18 protein-coding genes are annotated in these 21,238 nt (G+C 72.9%); 10 read left to right on the top strand and 8 right to left on the bottom strand.

The window, feature by feature from the left end; genetic code table 11:
• Positions 1–47: 47 nt before the first annotated feature.
• Entirely contained in the window at positions 48–830 is a 783-nt protein-coding gene (locus HD593_RS24165; protein ID WP_185104392.1) for a glycerophosphodiester phosphodiesterase, read from the bottom strand.
• 81 nt (positions 831–911) lie between these two features.
• Positions 912–2,111 carry an MFS transporter gene (locus HD593_RS24160; protein ID WP_185104391.1) on the bottom strand — a complete coding sequence of 400 codons (1,200 nt, stop codon included), beginning with the start codon at positions 2,109–2,111 and terminating at the stop codon, positions 912–914.
• A gap of 72 nt (positions 2,112–2,183) precedes the next feature.
• Between HD593_RS24160 and HD593_RS24155 the strand changes: the two genes are divergently transcribed.
• From HD593_RS24155 to HD593_RS24140, 4 genes are read left to right on the top strand one after another with little or no spacing between them, the layout of a single operon-like run.
• Entirely contained in the window at positions 2,184–3,155 is a 972-nt protein-coding gene (locus HD593_RS24155; protein WP_185104390.1) for a GlxA family transcriptional regulator, read from the top strand.
• 42 nt (positions 3,156–3,197) lie between these two features.
• Entirely contained in the window at positions 3,198–4,394 is a 1,197-nt protein-coding gene (locus tag HD593_RS24150) for a carboxylate-amine ligase (RefSeq protein ID WP_312903663.1), read from the top strand.
• An 11-nt stretch (positions 4,395–4,405) separates the two neighbouring features.
• Positions 4,406–6,193 (top strand): N-acetylglutaminylglutamine amidotransferase, encoded by a 1,788-nt coding sequence (locus HD593_RS24145; RefSeq protein WP_185104389.1) that lies wholly within the window; start codon positions 4,406–4,408, stop codon positions 6,191–6,193.
• Positions 6,190–8,103 carry a S9 family peptidase gene (locus tag HD593_RS24140; RefSeq protein WP_312903661.1) on the top strand — a complete coding sequence of 638 codons (1,914 nt, stop codon included), beginning with the start codon at positions 6,190–6,192 and terminating at the stop codon, positions 8,101–8,103. The genes HD593_RS24145 and HD593_RS24140 overlap by 4 nt, the downstream gene beginning before the upstream one ends.
• Before the next feature lie 59 nt (positions 8,104–8,162).
• On the opposite strand, the gene HD593_RS24135 is transcribed toward HD593_RS24140, so the two are convergent.
• From HD593_RS24135 to HD593_RS24125, 3 genes are all read right to left on the bottom strand, one after another.
• Positions 8,163–8,852 (bottom strand): DUF899 domain-containing protein, encoded by a 690-nt coding sequence (locus HD593_RS24135; RefSeq protein WP_185104388.1) that lies wholly within the window; start codon positions 8,850–8,852, stop codon positions 8,163–8,165.
• Positions 8,853–8,935: 83 nt separating this feature from the next.
• Positions 8,936–9,916: an LLM class flavin-dependent oxidoreductase gene (locus tag HD593_RS24130; RefSeq protein ID WP_185104387.1), complete on the bottom strand. Its 981-nt coding sequence runs from the start codon at positions 9,914–9,916 to the stop codon at positions 8,936–8,938.
• A gap of 36 nt (positions 9,917–9,952) precedes the next feature.
• Entirely contained in the window at positions 9,953–10,894 is a 942-nt protein-coding gene (locus tag HD593_RS24125) for an RNA polymerase sigma-70 factor (RefSeq protein WP_185104386.1), read from the bottom strand.
• Positions 10,895–11,064: 170 nt separating this feature from the next.
• On the opposite strand from HD593_RS24125, the gene HD593_RS24120 reads away from it, so the two are divergent.
• The 3 genes from HD593_RS24120 to HD593_RS24110 all read left to right on the top strand — a co-directional run bounded on the left by HD593_RS24120 (position 11,065) and on the right by HD593_RS24110 (position 13,870).
• Positions 11,065–11,910 carry an SDR family NAD(P)-dependent oxidoreductase gene (locus HD593_RS24120; RefSeq protein ID WP_185104385.1) on the top strand — a complete coding sequence of 282 codons (846 nt, stop codon included), beginning with the start codon at positions 11,065–11,067 and terminating at the stop codon, positions 11,908–11,910.
• A 56-nt stretch (positions 11,911–11,966) separates the two neighbouring features.
• Positions 11,967–12,752: a sulfite exporter TauE/SafE family protein gene (locus tag HD593_RS24115; protein ID WP_185104384.1), complete on the top strand. Its 786-nt coding sequence runs from the start codon at positions 11,967–11,969 to the stop codon at positions 12,750–12,752.
• A gap of 95 nt (positions 12,753–12,847) precedes the next feature.
• Positions 12,848–13,870, top strand: coding sequence for a hypothetical protein (locus HD593_RS24110; RefSeq protein WP_185104383.1), 1,023 nt, complete (start codon positions 12,848–12,850; stop codon positions 13,868–13,870).
• Positions 13,871–13,927: 57 nt separating this feature from the next.
• On the opposite strand, the gene HD593_RS24105 is transcribed toward HD593_RS24110, so the two are convergent.
• From HD593_RS24105 to HD593_RS24095, 3 genes are all read right to left on the bottom strand, one after another.
• Complete coding sequence (locus HD593_RS24105) at positions 13,928–14,572, bottom strand: CBS domain-containing protein (protein ID WP_185104382.1); 645 nt, start codon at positions 14,570–14,572, stop codon at positions 13,928–13,930.
• A gap of 131 nt (positions 14,573–14,703) precedes the next feature.
• Entirely contained in the window at positions 14,704–15,546 is an 843-nt protein-coding gene (locus HD593_RS24100; protein ID WP_185104381.1) for a universal stress protein, read from the bottom strand.
• A gap of 513 nt (positions 15,547–16,059) precedes the next feature.
• Positions 16,060–16,473 (bottom strand): VOC family protein, encoded by a 414-nt coding sequence (locus HD593_RS24095; RefSeq protein WP_185104380.1) that lies wholly within the window; start codon positions 16,471–16,473, stop codon positions 16,060–16,062.
• A gap of 115 nt (positions 16,474–16,588) precedes the next feature.
• Between HD593_RS24095 and HD593_RS24090 the strand changes: the two genes are divergently transcribed.
• The 3 genes from HD593_RS24090 (at position 16,589) to HD593_RS24080 (ending at position 21,226) form a co-directional block, all read left to right on the top strand.
• Positions 16,589–17,455: a sigma-70 family RNA polymerase sigma factor gene (locus tag HD593_RS24090; protein WP_185104379.1), complete on the top strand. Its 867-nt coding sequence runs from the start codon at positions 16,589–16,591 to the stop codon at positions 17,453–17,455.
• On the top strand, positions 17,452–17,859 hold the full coding sequence (locus HD593_RS24085) for a VOC family protein (protein ID WP_185104378.1): 408 nt from the start codon (positions 17,452–17,454) through the stop codon (positions 17,857–17,859). The genes HD593_RS24090 and HD593_RS24085 overlap by 4 nt, the downstream gene beginning before the upstream one ends.
• Before the next feature lie 169 nt (positions 17,860–18,028).
• Complete coding sequence (locus HD593_RS24080) at positions 18,029–21,226, top strand: family 78 glycoside hydrolase catalytic domain (RefSeq protein ID WP_185104377.1); 3,198 nt, start codon at positions 18,029–18,031, stop codon at positions 21,224–21,226.
• The last annotated feature ends 12 nt before the right edge of the window (positions 21,227–21,238 follow it).

Genomic DNA, 21,238 nt, shown 5'->3' with positions numbered 1-21,238 from the left:
ACAGGGATTCGGGCTGCCTGCTGGGGCCCGAAACCGAGGCGGTGTGCTCACTGGCACTTGCCTGCCAGCCAGGACCGCAGCTGGGACGGGTAGTCGGTGGCGATCCGCTTGGCGCCGCTCTGGAGCGCCGTCTGCCAGGCGTTCTGGTTCAGCGTCCACGAGGGTGGCGGCTCCTCCCACTTGGTGACGTCCGGCCAGATCGGGCGGCCGCTGAGGACCTGGGTCATGCCCGCGGCCGTCACCCGGCTCCTGAGCTCGGTGGTGATCGCGCTGTCGTGGGAGTACAGCATGATCTCCTGCGACTGATGGTTCTCCCTGACGGGGTCGAGGACCTCCGCCCAGGCCCGCGCCTTGATCGCGGCGTCCGTGCTGAACAGCGACTGCTTGGCCTCGGGCTTGATCTCCACCAGCCCGATCATCCCGGCCGACCTCATCGCGGCCAGCCATTCGCGGAAGGTGTAGACGGTCTCGCCCTGGAAGGGGCCGCGGGTGATGGTCCGGCCGTCGAGCTTGGTGTCGCCGGTCGCCCACCAGATCTCGGTGACGTTCTTCTTCGTGCCCGTCAGCCCCCAGGTGGAGGTGTTGTGCCACATGACGGCCTTGGTGCCGTTCCTGGTGAGCTGCAGGTCGGCCTCGACGCCCGCCGCGCCCCAGGCCTTGTGCTGGCGGATGGCGGTGGGGTTGTTGGGCTGGCGGATCTGGTCCCGTTCCCAGGCGTTGGCGCCGGTGGGGTAGCCGCCGTGCCCGAAGATCTGCGGGCACGCGGGCAGCGCGGCGGACGGCGAGGTGAGTAACGAGGTCAGCAGTAACGCGGCGAGAGGGAAGGGCACGGCACACCTTTCGATCTTGTGGTGTGCCCACGGTACGCCCCCGGTGATCGCCCCGCCACAGGTCGATCGCGCGGTGCCCGGCTACGCCGGCGCGCCCGCCGGGACCGGCCGGTCACCCGCCCGCCGGGGTTCCCCGCCCAGCCTCCTGACCGGCCTGATCAGCAGCAGGGCCGCCACCACCCCGGCCGCCACCAGGGCCGAGCCCAGCAGGAAGGCGCGCGGCTCGACCAGCGTGCTGACCGGACCGGCCAGCGCCTGCCCGGCCGCCATGCCCGCGACCGACCCGGCCACCTGGTAGGCGTTGACCCGGTTGAGCACGTCCGGCGCGACGCGCGTCTGCACGCTGGTCGACCACATCACCGACCAGAACGCCCACGCGCACCCCCCGAGCAGGTGCCCGGCCATCAGCAGCGGCAACGGCAGCCCGAGCGCGACCGTCAGCGGGACCGCCACGTATCCGCTCAGCGCCACCGCCCCGGCAGCCAGCGGCCTGCGCGGCCTGAACCTGATCGCCACCAGCCCGCCCAGCACGGTGCCGAGGCCGAGCGCCGCCATCACCCAGCCGTAGTCGGCCCCGATGACCTGCGACGACAGCGGCACGTACGGCCCGACCACGAGAACGCCCCAGAACACCCACACCAGGATGACCGACCACATCCAGCTCCTGGCCTTGAACTCCTCCCAGCCCCTGCGCAGGTCGCTCAGCACGTCGGAGGGTTCCGGCCTGGGCACGGCGACCCGGATCAGCAGCAGGCACACCCCGCTGACCAGGAACGTCGCGGCGTCCGCCGTGTAGACGAAGACCGGCCCGCCGGCGACGACGAGCACGCCCGCCAGCGCGGGGCCCGCGAGCTGGGTGACCGCCTCGGCGAGCTTCAGCGTCGCGTTGGCCCGCTGCGGATCCGCGGCGACCAGGGGGACCATGCCGTTCACGCCGGGTTCGAACATCCCGGCGGCCGCGCCCGACAGGACCGCCGTCACCAGCAGGAGGGCGTACGGCGGGGTGCCGTCCAGGAAGGCGACGGCCACGGCCCCCTGGGTGACGACCCTGACCACGTCCGCGCCGATCATCAGGCGCCTGGCGCCGATCCGGTCGGCGACGACCCCGCCGAACAGCATGACCAGCACGGCCGAGGCGGTCCAGAGCGCGAGCACGTAGCCGACGCCCGCGATCCCGTAGACCTTGCCGATCGCCAGCGCCGAGGCGACGGGCATCATGGCGTCACCGAGCAGCGAGATGGTGCGGGCGCCGAAGTAGAGGGTGAAGTTCCTCGTCCACATGAGCCCCAATTCTGGATTTTTCCAGATCACCCCACCGGTGTCCCAAATGACATCATTAGGTACATTCGCGCCATGCCCGTGGAATGCCAGGAACCGCCTCCGCCGCCCCTGCGCCCGCATCGGGTGGTCGCCCTGGTCGCCCCGGACCAGGAGCTCTACCCGGTCACCTCCGCCTCGGCCGTCTTCGGCTACCACGGCCCCGACATCCCCCAGCACTACAGCTTCAGGCTCTGCGCGGAGCGCCCCGGCTCCCTGCCCACCACCCTCGGCGTCCCCATCCAGGTGGACGACGGCCTCGAAGCCCTCGGCGACGCCGACACCGTGCTCATCGCGGGCTGGACCATCGCCCCCTCCCCCGCCGTGCTGCACGCGGTGTCCCGCGCCCACGCCCGGGGTGCCCGCATCATCGCCGTCTGCGCCGGCATCTTCATCCCCGCCGCCCTGGGCCTCCTGGACGGCCGCCGCGCCTCCGTCCACTGGGAGCTGTCCGGCGAGCTCGCCGCCCGCCACCCCCGCGTCGTCCTCGACGACACCGTCATCTACGTCGACCATGGCGACGTCGCCACCGCCGGAGCCTCGGCCGCGACCATCGACCTCTGCCTGCACCAGGTGCTCCAGCAGCACGGCGCCGCCCACGCCATGCGCATCGGCCGCCAGCTCGCCGCCGGCCCGCACCGCGAGGGCTGCCAGCGGCAGTACCCACCCCTGCCCACCGCCGGCCCCATGCCGGACTCGCTGGCACCCCTGCTCGAATGGCTCCTCGGCCGCCTGCCTGACCAGATCACCGTGGAGGACATGGCCGCCTTCTCGGGCGTCTCCGCGCGCACCCTCTCCCGCCAGTTCGCCGCCCAGCTCGGCGTGCCGCCCGCCCGCTGGCTGCTGGAACGCCGCCTGGCCGCCACCCGCGCGCTGCTGGAGGAGACCGACCTGCCCGTCGAGACCATCGCCACCCGCGTCGGCCTGTCCTCGGCGGTCAACCTCCGCCGCCGCTTCCACACCGCCCTGCGCACCACCCCTGCCGCCTACCGCCGCTCCTTCCGCTGACGTTTCCGCACGTGGAACCTGGCCGGCGCGGAGAATCAGCACGTGCATCAGGCCGTTCTCGGGGGAGTAGACAGGCCGGGGGTGATGGTCGTGCAGGGAGAGGACGAGGCGATCCGGGTGGGGGTGGAGGAGGAGTTCCACGTCGTCGACGTACGCACCCGCCGCCTGGCCTCGGGGGCCGAGTTGCTGCTGGAGGCGTTGCCTGGGAGCAGTTTCGCGCGGGAGCTGCAGCGTTCGACGGTGGAGTCCAACAGCAGGCCGTTCCGGCGGCTGGAGGATCTGGCGCGCGACCTGTGCGGGCTGCGCAGGCGGCTGATCCGGCAGGCCGACGAGGTGGGGCTGGGGATCAGCGCGGCGGGCAGCGCCCCGCTGGTCGAGATGGGGGAGGTGAAGGTCTCCCCCGAGCCGCGCTACGAGCAGATGCTGAACGACTACCAGCAGCTCACCCGGGAGCAGCTGATCTGCGGCACGCACGTGCACGCCGAGGTGCGCGACCCCGATCTGGCCGTCGTGGTGGCGCACCGGCTGACGCCGTGGCTGCCGCCGCTGCTTGCGCTGTCGTCCAGCTCGCCGTACTGGGACGGCGGCGACACCGGCTACGCCAGCTACCGCAGCCTGGTGTGGCAGCGCTGGCCCACCGCGGGCCCGATCGCCAAGTACGACTCCGCCGCCGCGTACGAGGCGATGATCAAGGAGTTGATCCGTTCCGGAGTGATCGCCGATCCCGGGATGATCTACTCCGACATCCGGCCGTCGCAGCACGTCCCCACGGTCGAGCTGCGCATCTGCGACTCCTGCCCGAGGGTCCGGGACGTGGTGCTGATCGCCGGGCTGTTCCGGGCGCTGGTGACCAGGGAGCTGGAGGCGGTGCGCCAGGGCGTGGAGCGGGACGTGCACCTGGAGGCCGTACGGGCGGCGACCTGGCAGGCGGCCCGCTCGGGGCTGGAGGGGGAGCTGATCGACCCGGTGGGCGGGGTGCCCCGGCCCGCGCCCGTGGTGATCCGGCGCCTGGTCGAGGGGCTGCGGCCGCAGCTGGAGGGCTCCGCCGACGCGAGGCTCGTCCCCGAGCTGGCCGAGGAGGCGCTGGCCAGGGGCAGCTCCGCGCGGCGCCAGCGGGACGCGTTCGCCCGGCGGGGACGGCTGGCCGACGTGGTGGACCTGCTGCTGGCCGAGACCAGGGACTGCCAGTGGGACCGGCCGGCGGACGGCCCCCCGCCCTACCGGTCCGCGGCGTCCTGAGGAGGCCGGGGATGTGCGGACTGAGCGGAGAGCTGCGCTTCGACGGCGCGGAGGCGGACATCGGCGCCGTCGGCCGGATGGCGGAGACGATGCATGAGCGCGGCCCTGACGGCTCCGGGCTCTGGTCGCAGGGGCCGGTCGCGCTGGGCCACCGCAGGCTGAAGATCATCGACCTGTCGGACAAGGCGGCCCAGCCGATGGTGGACGGCGAGCTGGGGCTGGCGGTGGTGTTCAACGGCTGCCTCTACAACTACGGCGAGCTGCGGGCCGAGCTGCGCGGCGCCGGCTACCGGTTCTTCTCCGCCTCCGACACCGAGGTGCTGCTGAAGGCCTTCCACCGGTGGGGGCCCGCCTGCGTCCGCCGGTTCAAGGGCATGTTCGCCTTCGCCGTGCACGAGCGTGACACGGGGCGGCTGATCCTGGGCAGGGACCGGCTCGGCGTCAAGCCGATGTACGTGTCCGAGAACGCCCGGCGGCTGCGCTTCGCCTCCTCGCTGCCCGCCCTGCTGGCGGCCGGCGAGGTGGACACCGGCATCGACCTGGTGGCGCTGCACCACTACATGACCTTCCACTCGCTGGTGCCCGGCGAGCGCACCATCCTGTCCGGGGTACGCAAGCTGCCGCCCGCCACCGTACGGGTGATCGAGCCGGACGGCGGCGGCACCGAGCACCGGTACTGGGAGCCGTCCCACACGCGGAGCGCCCTGCCGGAGCACGCCGGGCTGAGCGGCGCGGAGTGGTGCCGGGCCGTGCTGGACGCGCTGCGCGTGGCGGTGCGCCGCCGGATGGTCGCCGACGTGCCGGTCGGCGTCCTGCTGTCCGGCGGCCTGGACTCCAGCCTCATCGTGGCGCTGCTGGCGGAGCAGGGGCAGCAGGACCTGGCCACGTTCAGCATCGGCTTCGAGCCGGCCGGCGGCGAGCCGGGCGAGGAGTTCGCCTACTCCGACCTGGTGGCCCGGCGGTTCGGCACCGACCACCACCGCATCCGCATCCCGGACGCGCGCCTGCTGGAGGGGCTGCAGGGGGCGGTGCGGGCGATGAGCGAGCCGATGGTCAGCCACGACTGCGTCGCGTTCTACCTGCTGGCGCAGGAGGTCGCCCGGCACGTCAAGGTCGTGCAGTCGGGGCAGGGGGCCGACGAGGTGTTCGCCGGCTACAGCTGGTTCCCGCCCCTGGCCGGCGTGCCGCGCCAGGACGCGGGCGGCGTCTACGCGCGCGCGTTCTTCGACCGGCCCCACGACGGGCTGGCCGCGATCCTGTCGCCCGACCGGCTGCTGGAGCACGACGCCAGCGGCGACTTCGTCCGCGCCCACCTGGCCAGGCCGGGCGCGGAGACCGCGCTGGACGCCGTGCTGCGGCTGGAGACCACCGCCATGCTGGTGGACGACCCGGTCAAGCGGGTGGACAACATGACGATGGCGCACGGGCTGGAGGCGCGCACGCCGTTCCTCGACCACGAGCTGGTCGAGCTGGCCGCCGCCTGCCCGGCCGAGCTCAAGCTGGCCCACGGCGGCAAGGGCGTGCTCAAGGACGCCGCCCGGCGGCTGCTGCCGGCCGAGGTCGTCGACCGGCCGAAGGGGTACTTTCCCGTCCCCGCCGTCCGGCACGTGGACGGGACGCTGCTCGAACTCGTCCGCGACGCGCTGACCAGCAGGGCCGCCCGTGAACGGGGGCTGTTCCGCCGGGACTACGTGGATCGGCTGCTCGCCGATCCCGGGCGGGACAGGGCGACGACCGGCGTGAACACGTTGTGGCAGCTCGGGCTGCTGGAGCTGTGGCTGCAGACCCACGGCGCGTGACGCCGCGCCCCGCCGCCGCCCCGCCGCACGTGCCCGCGACCGCCCGCCCGGACGGCGGGCCGCCGCGCGTGTTCGCGTTCGGAGGGCTCGCCGGTGGCCGGCCGCACCTGCCCGCGGCCGAGAGCCTGACCGCGTGGAGCTGCCTCGCCCCCGCCCTGGCCCCCGGCAACAGCGCCGTGGCCTTCATCAGCGACCACGACGGCTCCCCGCGGGTGTGGATCCAGTCCCTCCAGGGCGACGCCGAGACGTGGGCCGTCGACACCGGGCCGCAGCCGGCGGTCGACGTGAGCTGGGCGCCGACGGGCACGCACCTGGCCGTGCTGGTGGCGCCGGGCGGCGGCGAGCACACCCAGGTGTGGACCGTGCAGCCGCACGGCGGCGACCTGCGCCTGCTGTCCGCCCCGGCCGGCGGCTCCGCCGGGGTGGTCCGCTGGACGGGCCGGGGCGAGACGCTGCTGATCACCGAGACCTCGTCCACCGGCCTGGCCCAGGCCGTCCTCATCGACGCGGTCACCGGCGGCCGCCAGGTCATCGCGGCCGGCCCGCTGCTGAGGCCGGTGGCGATCAGCCGGGACCACGTGACGATGCTGCTGCGGCGGGGCCCGCGCGGCCGCCGGCGCATGTTCGTGGCCGACCTGGCCGCCGAGGCGCTCGGCGCGCACGTCCCGAGCGGCGAACGGCCGCTGCTGCCCGGCCTGCCGGGAACCACCGACGACGGCGCCCTCTCCCCCGACGGCCGCATCGCCTACCTGGTGTCGGACGCCGGCCGCGACCGGGCCGCGCTGCTGGCCGTACGCGATGGAGCCGAGCCCGTCGTCCTGGCCGAGCGGCGGGACGCCGAGCTGGACCGGCTCGCGCTCAGCGCCGACGGCCGCCGCGCGCTGCTGGTCTGGAACGTGCACGGCCGCTCCGAGCTGGACGTCATGGAGCTGGAGAGCGGCGAGCTCCGGCACCTCCCGCCGCCGCCCGCCACCGTGATCACCTCGGCCCGGATCGGCTGGGACGGCACGCTGGCCGCCCTGGCCGCCGAGAGCCCGCGGGAGCCCTCGCACGTCCTGCTGTGCGACCTGGACCCGGGCGACCACTGGGCCGGCTACCTTCACGCCGCCGGTGCGGGCCCCCTGCCCACGGCGGCCGGCGCCGAGCTGGTGCGCTTCCGCGCCCGTGACGGCCTGGAACTGGCGGCCTGGCTCCACCGGCCACCGCACACGCGCGGCCCGGCACCGTACGTGCTGTTCCTGCACGGCGGCCCGGAAGACCAGGAACGTCCCACCTTCAACCCCCTCTACCAGAACCTGCTCGCCGCCGGGATCGGGGTGTTCGCCCCGAACGTGCGCGGCTCCGGCGGGTACGGCCGTGCCTTCCGCCAGGCCGACGACCGCGAACGGCGCTTCGACGCGGTCCACGACGTGGCCGACTGCGCGGCGGAGCTGGTCCGCCTCGGCGCCGCCGACCCGTCCCGGCTGGCCTGCATGGGCTGGTCGTACGGCGGCTATCTCACCCTCGCCACCCTCGTCGCCCACCCGCGCCTCTTCCGCGCCGGCGTCACCGTCAGCGGCATCGCCGACTTCGCCACCTTCTACGCCCGCGCCGAGCCCTGGATCGCCGCCGCCGCGGTCGGCGAGTACGGCCACCCGGACACCGACCGGGAGCTCCTGCACGCCCTGTCACCGCTGCACGCCCTCGACCGGCTGGCCGCGCCCCTCCTGGTCGTGCACGGAGCCCAGGACACCAACGTCCCGCTGCACGAGGCCGAGCAGGTCATCGAGGCGGCCACCGCCCTGGGCAGGCCCTGCGATCACCTCATCTTCCAGGACGAAGGCCACGAGATCCGGCGGATCGGCAACCGGATCAGCTACGTGACCAAGGTGACGGACTGGCTGGCACACCACCTGCGGGTCCCGCGTTGACGTGGACGGGTGGCCGGCAGGTCCGCCGGCCACCCGTGTCCCTGGACGGTGCCGTTTCCCTAGGCGGTGCCGGGCCCGTAGAGCGCGGCGATCTCCTTGGAGCCGGTCCACCGGCTGTAGGTGGGCGACTGCGGCCAGCCTTCCGGCGAGTCCTGCCACTCCTCCTGCCGCCCGTACGGCAGCAGGTCGATCAGCGCGAAGCTGTGGCTGAGCTGCTCGGTGCCCCGGCCGTTGGTGTGCCAGGTGCGGTACACGGTGTCGCCGTCGCGCAGGAACACGTTGACGGCGAAGCCGCCGCCGGGCGGTGCGCCGACGTCGGTCCCGAAGGGGCTGTTCGCGGTGGAGTACCAGGTCATCCGGTTGCCGACCCGCCGCTTGTAGGCCAGCGCCTCCTCGATCGGGCCCTGGGTGACGACGACGAACCGGGCGTCGTAGCCGTCCAGGAACTCCAGCCGGGTGTACTGCGAGGTGAACCCCGTGCAGCCGGGGCACTGCCACTCCTTGCCCTCGAACCACATGTGGTTGTAGACGATCAGCTGCCGTCTGCCCTCGAAGACGTCCGCCAGCCGGACGGGGCCGTTCTCTCCCTCCAGGGTGTAGTCCGGCATCCGCACCATGGGCAGGCGGCGGCGCTGGGCGGCGATGGCGTCGAGCTCCCGGGTGGCGGCCTTCTCCCGGGCGCGCAGTTCGTCGAGGTGGCGCTGCCAGGTCTCCGCGTCGACGACGGGCGGTAGTGCGTTCGTGCTCATGGGTCCCTCACTGATCGGGTTGCGCGTGTCATGGTGCGCAGAGGTAGACCCGTCCCGGCCGCGGAACTCATCGGTGGCCACCGTCAGCAGGTGAGTTTGGGGATGACCTGGTCGCCGAACAGCCGGATCGCGGCCAGCACCTCCTCCCGCGGCAGGCCGCCGATGTCGATCAGCACCAGGTGCGCGTCCAGCCCGAGCAGGTCCTGCTGCGCGTTGAGCCGGTCGGCGACCTCGCTGGGGTCGCCGCAGATCGCCGCGCCCTCCATCAACGTGTCGAGGTCGATCGCCCTGCCGTCGCCCCGCCACGGGCTGGCGAACGCGGCGTACGCCTCCAGGTAGGGCCGCCACCGCTCGCGCGCGCCGCGCTCGGCGACGAACACGTGGCTGGGCAGCGCGACCCGGCCGGGATGGTCGCGCCGGTAGCCGGTGACGACGTCCAGGTGGACGGCGGGGTCGCGCAGGGTGCTGGGCAGCATGAGCGGCATGCCCAGCTCGGCGGCGAAGTCGGCGGACGCCGCCGAGCCGCTGCCGACCCACAACGTCGGGTGCGGCCGCTGGACCGGGCGCGGGGTGGTGGTCACGCCCTCCAGCGGGCTGCGGAACGTGCCCCGCCAGGTGACGTTCTCCTCCTGCAGCAGTTTCAGCAGCAGGCGCAGGTACTCGTGGAAGCGCGGCCGCAGGTCCGATGGGGCGATGCCGAAGGCGACGTCGGTCTCCTTCGACACCCCGCGGGCCACGATGAGCTCGGCACGCCCGCTGGACAGCACGTCGAGGGTGGCGAGCTCCTCCGCGACGCGCACCGGGTCGTGGTGGGCCAGCAGGGTGACGCCGGTGGACAGCCGCAGGGTGCTGGTGCGGGCCGCGATGGCGGCGAGCAGCAGCTCCGGCGCGGAGACGATGTAGCGGGTGAAGTGGTGCTCGCCGATGGCGACGCCGGTGAATCCGGCCTGCTCGGCCGCGACGGCCTGGTCGACGATGGCGCGGACGCGATCCGGCTCGGAAGAGGCTCGCCCGGTGCGTGGGTCCGGCAGGTGATCCCCGAGGATCAGCAGGTAGACATCCACAAGTCTGGACTCTACCCACCGAATCGCCGCTCGCGTTCACCGCAGCGCCAGCGGCACCTCCGAGGCGAGGCCGGTCAGCTTCCGCGGGTTGCGGACGTAGTAGAGGCCGGTGATGCGGGCGTCCTCGATCCTGACCGCGACGACGCCGTCGACCTCACCGTTCACGCGGAGCACCAGTGCCGGGTTGCCGTTGACCACGGTGGGCTCGCCGCTGAGGGTGACCTGGGCCTTGCCGATCCCGCCGACGATGAAGCGGGCCACCTTGCCGGCGCCGACGATCGGCCGCGGCGCGGCCTGCTTGATGCCGCCGCCGTCACTGATCAGCACGACCTCGGGGGCGAGCACGTCCAGCAGCCCCTGCAGGTCCCCGGTCTCGAACGCGCGCTGGAACGACTCCAGCGCCGCCCTGGCCACGCCCGGCGGAACGACCTCGCGCGGGCGGCGGGCATCGACGTGCCGCCGGGCGCGGTGCGCGATCTGCCGGACGGCCGCCGGGCTCTTGCCCACGGCCGCGGCGATCTCCTCGTAGCCGACGTCGAACACCTCGCGCAGCACGAACACGGCCCGCTCGGTCGGCGACAGCGTCTCCAGGACGAGCATGAGCGCCATCGACACGCTTTCGGCGAGCTCGGCGTTCTCGGCCACGTCCGGCGTGGTGAGCAGCGGCTCCGGCAGCCAGGGGCCGACGTACTCCTCCCTGCGGCGCTTCACCGAGCGCAGCCGGTCCAGCGCCCGCCTGGTCGCGATCCTGACCAGGTAGGCGCGCGGGTCGAGCACCTGCTCCACCTCGACCTTCATCCACCCCAGCCAGGTCTCCTGAAGGACGTCCTCGGCGTCCGCCACCGAGCCGAGCATCTCGTAGGCGACGGTGAACAGCAGGTTGCGGTGGGTGACGAACGCCTCGGTGGCGGCGTCCACCCGCCCGCCGCCGGCCGGTGCCCCGCCCGTGGCCGCCGTCGGCTCGCCGCGCTCGTTCATGTCCCGCTCCTGCCTGTCCGCTACCAAGTGTGCTCCATTCACGAGTCGCCGCCCGCCGCCGCGATGTGACATCCGTGACGGGTGGCACATGTCACACCGCCGCACTGTCACAGGAGCCGGGGTCCGCGTCGCCTCATGGGTGTCAAGACGCATCCGTAGGGAGAGACATCATGAGCAAGGTCTGGTTCGTCACCGGTTCGTCGCGCGGCCTGGGCCGCCAGTTCGTGCAGGCCGCGCTCTCGCGCGGCGACAGGGTGGCCGCGGCCGCCCGCTCCATCGCGAGCCTGGACGACCTGGTGGCCGCCCACGGCGACGCGGTGCTCCCGCTCGCGATGGACGTGACCGACAGGGCCGCCGTCTTCGATGGCGTCAAGCGGGCCCGGGAGCACTTCGGCCGCCTGGACGTCATCGTGAACAACGCCGGCTTCGCCCAGATCGGCGCGGTCGAGGAGCTGACCGAGCAGCAGCTGCGCGACCAGATGGAGACCAACCTGTTCGGCGCGGTGTGGGTGGTCCAGGCCGCGCTGCCGTACCTGCGCGAGCAGCGCTCGGGCCACATCGTGCAGCTGTCCTCGGCGGCCGGGGTGATCGCCATGCCGCTCGGCGGCGCGTACCACGCCTCCAAGTGGGCGCTGGAGGGCTTGAACGAGGCGCTCGCCGGCGAGGTCGCCGGGTTCGGCGTCAAGGTGACCATCGTCGAGCCCGGCGGCTTCGCCACCCGCGACGGCAAGAACCCCGACCCGCTCGCCAACGGCCACATGGCACAGCCCGACCCGGCCTACGACGACCTCCGCCGCCGCCTGGGCGCGGTCGCGGGCAAGCAGCCCGCCGGCGACCCGGCCGCCGCCGCGCAGGCGCTCCTCAAGCTCGCCGACCTGGACAACCCGCCGCTGCGGGTGCTGTTCGGCCAGGGCTTCTACCCGATGATCCAGCAGGCCTACGCCGACCGGCTCAAGACGTGGGACGACTGGCAGGACCTGTCGGCGGAGGCGCACGGCCGGGGACAGGACGCGTAGCCTCCGCCGTGCCATGATCGGGACCACCTGGAGAACGGAGCGCGCGCGGTGAACCGATGAGCTGGTGGCAGGCGTCGCTCGGCTTCGCATCCGGGCTGCTGATCGCGCTGGTGACCGCGCCCGTGGGGGTGTCGGGAGCCGTGTTCCTCCTGCCGGTCCAGCTCAGCGTGCTCAACGTGCCGAGCCCGGCGGTGACCCCCACCAACCTGCTGTTCAACGTGGTGGCCACCCCCGGCGCGCTCCTGCGCTATCGCGAGCGGGGGCGGCTCGGCGGCCCGCTGACCCGCCTGCTGGTGGCCGGCACCCTGCCGGGCGTGGTCATCGGCGCGCTGGTGCGCGTGTTCCTGCTGCCGGGCACGCAGGTGTTCCGCCTGCTGGTCGCCTGCCTGCTCCTGCCGCTGGGGCTGTGGCTGTGGGTACGCACGCTGCGCCCGCGCCACCGCCCCGCCCCGTCCGGCGGCCCCGGCCACCGTGCCATCGCCGCGCTCGCGTTCGCCGTCGGCGTCGCCGGCGGGATCTACGGCATCGGCGGCGGGTCGATCCTGGGCCCGATCCTGGCCGGCCGCGGCCTGCCGGTCTCCAGGGTGGCACCCGCCGCGCTCGCCTCTACGTTCGTCACCTCGGTCGCCGGCGCGCTCACCTACGCCGTCCTGGCGCTGACCACCCCCGGCGCCATCGCGCCCGAGTGGGCGCTGGGCCTGTCGTGCGGCGCGGGCGGCCTGATCGGCGGCTACGCCGGCGCCCACCTGCAGCCCCGCCTGCCGGAGAACGGCCTGCGGCTGCTGCTGGGCACCCTGGCCATCGCCCTGGCCTGCCTGTACGCCGCCGAGGCCCTCACGTGAGTGCTGTGGCCGTTTCCGGGACAGATCCGGGAGAGATCGCGTACGGTGACCGGTTGATGACCGACCGAGCCAGTAAGCCACCCGGAGCCTGTTTCATGCGAACCGCAGCGGCGATCCTCTCCTTCGTCCTCGCCATCACCCTCCTCCCCGTCCAACCGGCGGCCGCCGCGGCACTGCCCGGCGGCAAGTCCACCTTCGTCGTCTCGCAAGGTCACCTGAAGGCGGCCTCCCAGCAGAACTGGCTCCGCCTGGGCAGCTACCGCTTCGCCGCGAACGGCACGGTCAGCGCCTCGCTGTACCTGTGGTGGCAGCGCAACCCCGAGGCCAGGCAGCGCACCGGCATGGTCCCCGACAAGGGCTGCTCCACCAAGGCGGGCGGTTCCGCCTCGCGTGCCAGGACCTGCCGGGTGCTCACCGCCGGCGGTTTCACCGGCGCCCCCGACGAGAGCCGCACCGGGACGTACAGCATGGCGGGCAACGTGCTCACCATCCGCTGGAAGATCGCCCAGACCTGGACGGAGCAGTGGTACGTCCGCCGCTCGCCGGACGGCAAGCTGGCCCGCCTCGACCTCAAGCGGAGCACCCTGGCCACGCACGGGTACGGCTACGGCAGCAACGCCGCGATCGGCACCCGGCGCGAGATGAGCTCGGTGAAGGCGTTCCGCGGCTCGCTCAGGCAGGACCTGACGAGCTGGGCGGGCGGCAAGCTGGTCACCTCGAACAACCAGCCGTTCAGCCACTCCGCCTTCCGCGCCTGCACGACCACGACCTCGTGCCTGACGTACCTGCAGCCGTCCTCGCGTGGCGCCTGCCAGAAGTCGGGCGGCTGCCCCCGCTACGGCGGCGGCACGAAGGCGGGGGTCAGCTCCATCCAGTACTACCTGACGAAGATCTCCAACTCCGACCGCCGCGACACGATGTGGCACTGGTGCACCTGCCTGGCGATGGAGCGGGGCGAGTTCTGCTACACGGGTAACTCGCACGTCAAGCCGCTCATGCAGATCATCGACGACAGCGGGGCCTTCCGCGGCTGGGTCGGCGCGGAAGCCTCCTTCTCGACCGGCTCGTCGCGGGCGGCGGACATGCTGGCCGTCTTCCGCCTGTCCGACTTCCGCTGACCCGCAGCGGCGGCGGAACTTCCGCCGACCTTCGGCAGTGGCGGGACTTCCGCTGATCTACAGCAGTGGCGGGACGACGATCAGGTCGTCCGAGTCGCAGGCCACCTCGCACACCACGTCCACGACGCCCTCGACGGCGCGGACGGCCTCGGTGAGCGCGACGGCCTGCGACCGCCACCGCACCCGCCCGCCGACCTTCACCACGCCCGCCTCGATCTCGACCGTGAACGGCCCCGGCTCCGGCAGCACCGCCCGGACGTCGGCCTCCAGGTCGGCGGCCGGGCGGGTGAAGACGCGCAGCACGTCCCGCTGGTGCAGGGTGCCCGCGATGCGCCCGGTCACCACGTCGATCACGGGGAGCTGCTTGACGCGCCGGTCGTGCATCAGCCGGGCGGCCTCCCGCACGCCGGTGCCGGGGGTGACGGTGATCGCCGGAGCGGTCATGAGCTGCGCCGCCGTGACGCCCGCGGCCTTCTCGCGGTCGCGCCGCCTGCGGGGCCCGAACCCCGGCCCGCTGTGGTCGATCTCCTTGAGCAGCAGGTCGTCCTCGGAGACCACGCCTATCGGGCGGCGGTCGGCGTCGATCACGGTGACCGCGCCGACCGCGAACCGCTTCATCGCGGCCACGATGTCGGCGAACGACGCGTCCGCCGGCACCGCGATGGCCACCCGTCCCATGACGTCCTTGACTTCGATCGGCATGAACATCCACCTCGCTTCCGCTGCCACGCTCCCGCATCGTGGCGCGCGCGGTCAGCGGCGAACGTCCCCGATGACCATGACGAAGGTCCCGTCCCGTCAGGCGCGGGCCACGGCCACCGGGCTCCGTGCCGTCAGGCGCGGACCACGGCCACCGGGCAGCGGGCGTGCTGCAGCACGTTCCGGCTGACCGAGCCGAGCAGCGCCGATCCGAGGGCGCCGCGCCCGTGCGAGCCGACGACGACCAGGTCGGCCCGTTCGGCCGCCGCGATCAGCGCGTCCACCGGATGCGCGCTCCGCACGTCCTCGACCACGCTCACCCCCGGGTGGTCGCGACCGAGCGTCTTCAACCGGTCGCGGACGACCTGGAGCCGCGCGGCGCGGACCTCGTCCATGTCGAAGTCGAGATCCGGGGCGTAGGCGTGCACCGGGAGCTGCCAGGCGTGCACGGCCCTGAGCGTCGCGCCGCGCAGCTCCGCCTCCTCGTACGCGAACGCCAGGGCGGGCTCGCACTCCGGCGAGTCGTCCACCCCCACCACCACCTCACCCTGGGCGGGCAGGTGCGCGGCGTGCACCACCACGACGGGGCAGTGCACGTGCCCGGCCAGGTGCATGCTCACCGAGCCCACCAGCGCGCCGGCGAACCCGCCGAGCCCGCGGCTGCCGGTCACCAGCTCCGCGGCGTCCCCGGCCCGCTCGCGCAGCACGTCGGCGGGGCTGCCCGTCACCAGCTCCGTGGTGGCCTCGACGGCCGGCTGCCGCTCGCGGGCCAGGGCCTCCGCCTCGGTCAGCACCTGGCGCCCGCCTCGCAGCAGCGTGTCCGGGAGCGCGGCGCCGGGGGGCTTGCCGACCTGGTACCACGAGGTGTCCACCACGTGCACGATGCGCAGCGGCACATGCCTGAGGGCGGCGTCGCCCGCCGCCCACTCCACGGCGGCTCGCGAGGCCACGGATCCGTCCACTCCAACGATGATCACGATTTCCTCCTTCGTCACCTCTCATCGCATCACGCGCGGGCCCGTCGCGGCAGGGCCTGCCGTCGCCGACGCATGCCCTGAGAGGGGCGACGCATGCACCGCCCGCCGGGTACGACGCGCCGCCTATGGCGCGGCGGTCGCGGCACGACGGTCGCGGCACGACTGGCGCGGCACGACTGGCGCGGCACGGCGGCTTGGCGGCTGCGGCTTGGCGGCTGCAGCGCAGCGGTTGCGGCGTGTTCGTTCGGCATCGTGAGGTCACCGGCCGCTGAAGGGCCGCGCGTGAGGACACCCGCCGGGCAGGAGGGACGCGGCCCTGCCCGGCGGGCCGGGCTCGCCACTGTGACTGCCGGTCACCGCCACCGATCCGCTGCCGGGCCGGGGGCCGCCTCGGGGATGGGGATCTCCCACCTCGGCGGGTGTCTGCTCCCATGATCACCGTACGGGCCGTGCCACGGCAGGGCCGAAAGTCCCCGGCCTTCCAGGACGAACGACCCGTACCGCGCCCGGCCCTTACTCCGCGTACGGCTGGTCCGCCCCCTGGGCGCTGTAGCCGAGGCTCCAGATGTAGCCGTCCGGGTCGGCGAACGTGCCACCGTACCCGCCCCAGGGCAGCGCGCCGGCGGGCTTGAGTATCGTGGCGCCGGCCTTCCCGGCCTCCGCCATGACCTCGTCCACCCGTGCCTCGCTGCGGACGACGTACGTCAGCACCAGCCCGCTGAACCCGCTGCCCTCCGGGCTGGTGCCCACCTGCTCGGCCAGGCCGTCGCGGCGGTAGAAGCCGACGGGCGAGGCGCCGTCCGACTCGAAGAACACCGAGATGCCCCAGTCGTTCTTGACCTTCCAGCCGAGCCCGTCGGTGTAGAACCGCTTGGCCCGCTCCATGTCCCGGACGCCGAGCAGGATCGAGCTCACGTGCGCTTTCATGGTGTGTCTCCTCTATCTGTACTGACAGGTGCGGCACCGGGGACGGGCCCCGGTGTCACATTTCTCCCTTGCGTCGGTCAATCTGAATGACCGGCGAAACGGAGGAATGTGACAGATGGCCGAGCATGACTGGGTCAGCGAGCGGTTCGCCGAGCACCAGGACCGCTTGCACGCGGTGGCCTACCGGATGCTCGGCTCGCCCGGCGAGGCCGAGGACGCCGTACAGGAGGCGTGGCTGCGGGTCAGCCGCGCCGACACCGGGCAGGTGGAGAACCCGGCCGGCTGGCTGACCACGGTCGTCGCCCGCGTCTGCCTGAACATGCTGGAGGCCCGCCGCAACCGGCGCGAGGACGCGGCCGGAGCGCTGCCGGCCGAGCCTGTCACGACGCACGCGGATGTCCGGTCGAGCGCGACAGGCCCTGAGGAAGAGGTGGTGCTGGCCGATTCGGTCGGTGTCGCGCTGATGGTGGTGCTGGACACGCTGGCGCCCGTGGAACGGCTCGCGTTCGTCCTGCACGACGTCTTCGCCGTGTCGTTCGGCGAGATCGGCGGCATCATCGACCGCTCCCCCGCAGCGGCCAGGCAGCTCGCCAGCCGGGCGCGGCGCCGGGTGCGGGGAGCGGCCGGCGAGTCCGAGGCCGCGCGGTCGGTGAAGCGGGACATCGTCGAGGCGTTCCTGTCCGCCTCCAGGAACGGGGACTTCGCCGCCCTGATCGAGATCCTCGACCCGGACGTCGTGGTCGGCGAGATCCACGGCGATCGGGCGGTGGCGGCCTTCTTCGCCGGCGGGGCCAAGGCGGCCCGGCTCGCCCTGGTGGACGGTGTTCCCGCGGCCGTCTGGCTGCACAGGGGCCGGCCGAGGGCGGTCTTCGCGTTCACCGTCACCGGCGGGAGGATCACCCGGATCGCCATCGACACCGATCAGGACCGGCTCCGCGACCTCGACATCCTCCTTCTCCCCGCCACCAAGGAGCGGCCTTGAAACTCTCGCACTGCGCGCTCGCCGTCCACGACGTGGACCAGGCGCTCGGCTTCTACCGGGACGTGCTCGGCTTCGAGGTGCGCGACGACGCCGAGACCGAGGGGACCCGATGGGTGAGCGTCTGCCCGCCCTCGCAGCCGGACGTACGGATCCTCCTCCGATCGTCCGGCGCGGACCCGGGGGTCCCGCAAGCGGACCGCCGGGTGATCGAGGACCTGCTGGCCAAGGGCCTGCTGGGCCGCCTCGTCTTCGTCACAGGCGACTGCGACGCCACGTTCCGGCGCCTTGAGTCGGCGGGCGCCGAGGTGATGCAGGAGCCGAAGACCCGGGCGGACGGCACCCGCGACTGCGCCTTCCTCGACCCGTCCGGCAACCTGCTGCGCTTCACCCAGCAGGCCGCCTGAGGAGGAGGGTGCGTATCGATTCCCGAAATTCTCAGGCGCTGACGATTTGACGTGGGGCATCCGTGTGAACCGTTACCCAGACCGGCCTTGACGATCTCCTACGGCGCGCTTACGTTAACGGCATCTGCAAGGTTCTTAAATCGTTTTAGAGCCGCAGGGAGTGACTCTCATGTCCTCATTACGCCGCTTGTTGCCAGGCCTGGGACTGACGTTCACCCTCGTCCTGGTCAACCCCTCACCGGCCACCGCCGCCGCACAGCCCAACGTCGACGTCGTGGACCTGCGCGTGGACGGCCGCCGCGACCAGCCGCTCGGCATCGACAACCCGGCCCCCTCGCTGGGATGGCGGATGGCCCCGGCCCGGCGCTCCGCCGGCCATCCGTGCCACCGTCCCGCCTCCCGGGCCGCCTGCCCGGCGGACGCGCAGACCGCGTACCAGATCCAGGTGGCCGCGAGCGACGGCGACCTCGGGCGCGGGCGGCTGCTGTGGGACTCCGGCAAGGTGCGCTCCGCCATCCAGTCCGGCGTCCGCTACGGCGGCCGGGCCCTGGGTTCGCGGCAGCAGGTCAGCTGGCGCGTACGTGTCTGGGACGCCGGCGAGCAGCCCTCGGCCTGGAGCAGGCCGTCCTCCTGGGAGATGGGCCTGCTCCAGCAGAGCGACTGGGGGCAGGCCCGCTGGATCGAGTACCCCGGCCGCACGGAAGCGCAGCCGATGCCGATCTTCGCCCGCGCCTTCGACCTCGACCGCCGCAAGCGGGTGGCCAGCGCCCGCCTCTACGTGTCGGGCGTCGGCCTGCACCTGCCCACGCTCAACGGCCGCGAGCTCACCGACGAGGTGCTCGCCCCCGGCAACTCCAACTACCAGCTCTCCAGCGAGTACCGCACCTACGACCTCACCCGTGCCCTGCGCGCCGGCGCCAACACCCTGGGCGTCCGGCTCGGCAACGGCCCCGCCTACGTGCGGCGCAGCGTCACCAACCCGGCCGTCGGCCGCACCTCCCCCTACTCCTGGTGGCAGAGCCAGCTCAAGGGCACCGGCACCCTGACCGCCGCCACCGACCCCGGCGCCACCGCCGTGCCCCTGGACAACGTCACCGGCTACCACGTCGGCGGCACCATCAACATCGACACCGGCGACGGCGGCGACAACCTCGAATCCCGCACCATCACCGCGATCGGCACCTCCGGCATCACCTTCACCCCCGCCCTGTCCCGTCCCCACTCCGCAGGCGCGACGGTGACCGGCTCCGGCAACAACCTCGCCGCCAGCGACCCGAGCGCCGGCGCGGCGGTCACCCCACGCCTGATCGCCCGCCTGGAGATCTCCTACACCACTGGCTCCTCTGACGTCATCGTCTCCGACCGGAGCTGGCGCACCGCCCTCGGCCCCCTGGTCACCGACGCCTGGTACTCCGGCTCCGACCACGACGCCCGCCGCGAGCAACCCGGCTGGGACTCCCCCGGCGCCGACCTCTCCCCCGCCGCCAAGCGCCGCGACGGCTCGGCCATGGAGTGGACCTCCGCCGGCATCGCTCCACCGCCGAACCTCGCCACCCAGCTGGTCGCGCGCACCGCAGAACCCATCAAGGTGGTCGAGACCTTCAGACCGGTGTCGATGACGAACCCGGCACCCGGCACCTGGGTGTTCGACTTCGGGCAGAACATCGTCGGCTGGCCGCAGCTGAACCTCAAGGGCACCGTGCCCGCCGGCACCGTCATCCGCATGTCCCCCGCCGAATCCCTGGCCGCCGACGGCACCGTCGACCAGGCCTCCCTGATGGGCGGCGGCGGCAACAGGGGCCGCGACCTGTTCAACACCTACACCACGGCCGGGCTACGCGGCGGCGAGCGCTGGCGCCCGGACTTCACCTACTTCGGCATGCAATGGGTCCAGGTGACCGGCCTGCCCGAGGGCCACACCCCGGACAAGGACCTGATCAAGGGCGTCCGGCTGCAGGCCGACACCCCCGTCGCCGGCCAGGTGACCACCTCCAACGCGCGGGTCAACCGGATCCACAAGATGGCCCGCTACTCCTTCGCGTCCAACATCATGTCGGTGTTCACCGACTGCCCAGGCCGCGAGAAGCTGTCCTACCCGGCCGACTACACCATGCCGATGGGCGCCATCCACCGTAACCACGACCTCGCCGCGTACCTGAAGACCACCATGCGGCACCTCGTCGAAGGCCAGTCGGTCGCCGACACCCCGATGCGCGGCAACGTGGCCCTGAAGACGCCCGTCTACGACTGGGGCTACAGCGGCCGCTTCGGCGACGAGATCAACTGGGGCAACGCCATCATCCTCGTCCCGGCCATGCTGTACGAGCTGTACGGCGACACCGAGACCATGGCGCGTCACTACGACCAGATGGTGGACTTCGCCGACTACATCCAGCGCCAGAAGGCCGGCACCGGCGACAACGCGCACATCGTGGACGCCGCCCTGGCCGACTGGGTCGCCGCCGACCAGACCTCCGGCCGCATCACCGGCACCTGGGGCTACTACACCATGATCACCAAACTGGCCAAGATGGCCGAACTCACCGGCCACGCCGACGACGCCACCCGCTACCAGGCCCTGGCCGCCGACATCAAGACCGCCTTCAACGCCCACTTCTACAACCAGCAGCTCCGCCGCTACACCACCGACGGCAACGCCGGCGCCACCGGCGCCACCCAGACCGCCCAGGCGCTCGCCCTGGACGCCGGCCTCGTCCCCGACGGCGAACGCCAGGCCGTCCTCGACGCCCTCGTCGAGCTCGTCTACGCCTTCCACCCCAACGGCGAAGGCCCGCACTTCAGCGGCGGCACCATCGGCATGGCCCCCACCGTCCGCGCCCTGGCCGACGGCGGCCGCGACGACGTCCTGTGGGAGCTGCTGCAGAGCGACACCCAGCCCGGCTACGGCTACTTCATGGCCTCCACCCCCGCCAACCCCGGCGGCATGACCACCATCGGCGAGCGGTGGAACCGCGGCGACTCCAAGAACCACATGATCCTCGCCCAGATCGAGGAGTGGTTCCACACCGGCCTGGCCGGCATCCGCCCGGCCCCCGGCACGATCGCCTACCGCAAGCTCATCATCCAGCCCAAACCGGTCGGCGACCTCACCTCCGTCAAGGGCGGCTACGAAACCCCCCACGGCACCGCCCGATCGGAGTGGACCAGGACCGATCAGCGCTTCGAGCTGACGGTCGAGGTCCCGCCGAACACCAGCGCCGAGGTATGGATGCCGGCCAAGGACCGCCACCTCGTGGCGGCACCGCACCGGGCCACGTTCCTGCGGATGGACGGCGATCATGCCGTCTACCGGGTCGCCTCCGGCTCCTACACGTTCGTGGCACCCCCCACCGGCCAGGCCGCGTAGGCGCATCCGTGT

The organism is Nonomuraea rubra, from assembly GCF_014207985.1.
GTDB classification, from domain to species: domain Bacteria; phylum Actinomycetota; class Actinomycetes; order Streptosporangiales; family Streptosporangiaceae; genus Nonomuraea; species Nonomuraea rubra.
Note: the sequence above shows the minus strand (reverse complement) of the source record. Positions and strands in the feature narration are given on the sequence as shown.

Coding starts and splice junctions, on each gene's coding strand:
- HD593_RS24115 (WP_185104384.1), top strand. CDS start 11,967: ATGAGCTGGTGGCAGGCGTCGCTCGGCTTCGCATCCGGGCTGCTGATC.
- HD593_RS24110 (WP_185104383.1), top strand. CDS start 12,848: ATGCGAACCGCAGCGGCGATCCTCTCCTTCGTCCTCGCCATCACCCTC.
- HD593_RS24135 (WP_185104388.1), bottom strand. CDS start 8,852: ATGAGCACGAACGCACTACCGCCCGTCGTCGACGCGGAGACCTGGCAG.
- HD593_RS24090 (WP_185104379.1), top strand. CDS start 16,589: ATGGCCGAGCATGACTGGGTCAGCGAGCGGTTCGCCGAGCACCAGGAC.
- HD593_RS24125 (WP_185104386.1), bottom strand. CDS start 10,894: ATGAACGAGCGCGGCGAGCCGACGGCGGCCACGGGCGGGGCACCGGCC.
- HD593_RS24120 (WP_185104385.1), top strand. CDS start 11,065: ATGAGCAAGGTCTGGTTCGTCACCGGTTCGTCGCGCGGCCTGGGCCGC.
- HD593_RS24095 (WP_185104380.1), bottom strand. CDS start 16,473: ATGAAAGCGCACGTGAGCTCGATCCTGCTCGGCGTCCGGGACATGGAG.
- HD593_RS24080 (WP_185104377.1), top strand. CDS start 18,029: ATGTCCTCATTACGCCGCTTGTTGCCAGGCCTGGGACTGACGTTCACC.
- HD593_RS24105 (WP_185104382.1), bottom strand. CDS start 14,572: ATGCCGATCGAAGTCAAGGACGTCATGGGACGGGTGGCCATCGCGGTG.
- HD593_RS24145 (WP_185104389.1), top strand. CDS start 4,406: ATGTGCGGACTGAGCGGAGAGCTGCGCTTCGACGGCGCGGAGGCGGAC.
- HD593_RS24160 (WP_185104391.1), bottom strand. CDS start 2,111: ATGTGGACGAGGAACTTCACCCTCTACTTCGGCGCCCGCACCATCTCG.
- HD593_RS24155 (WP_185104390.1), top strand. CDS start 2,184: ATGCCCGTGGAATGCCAGGAACCGCCTCCGCCGCCCCTGCGCCCGCAT.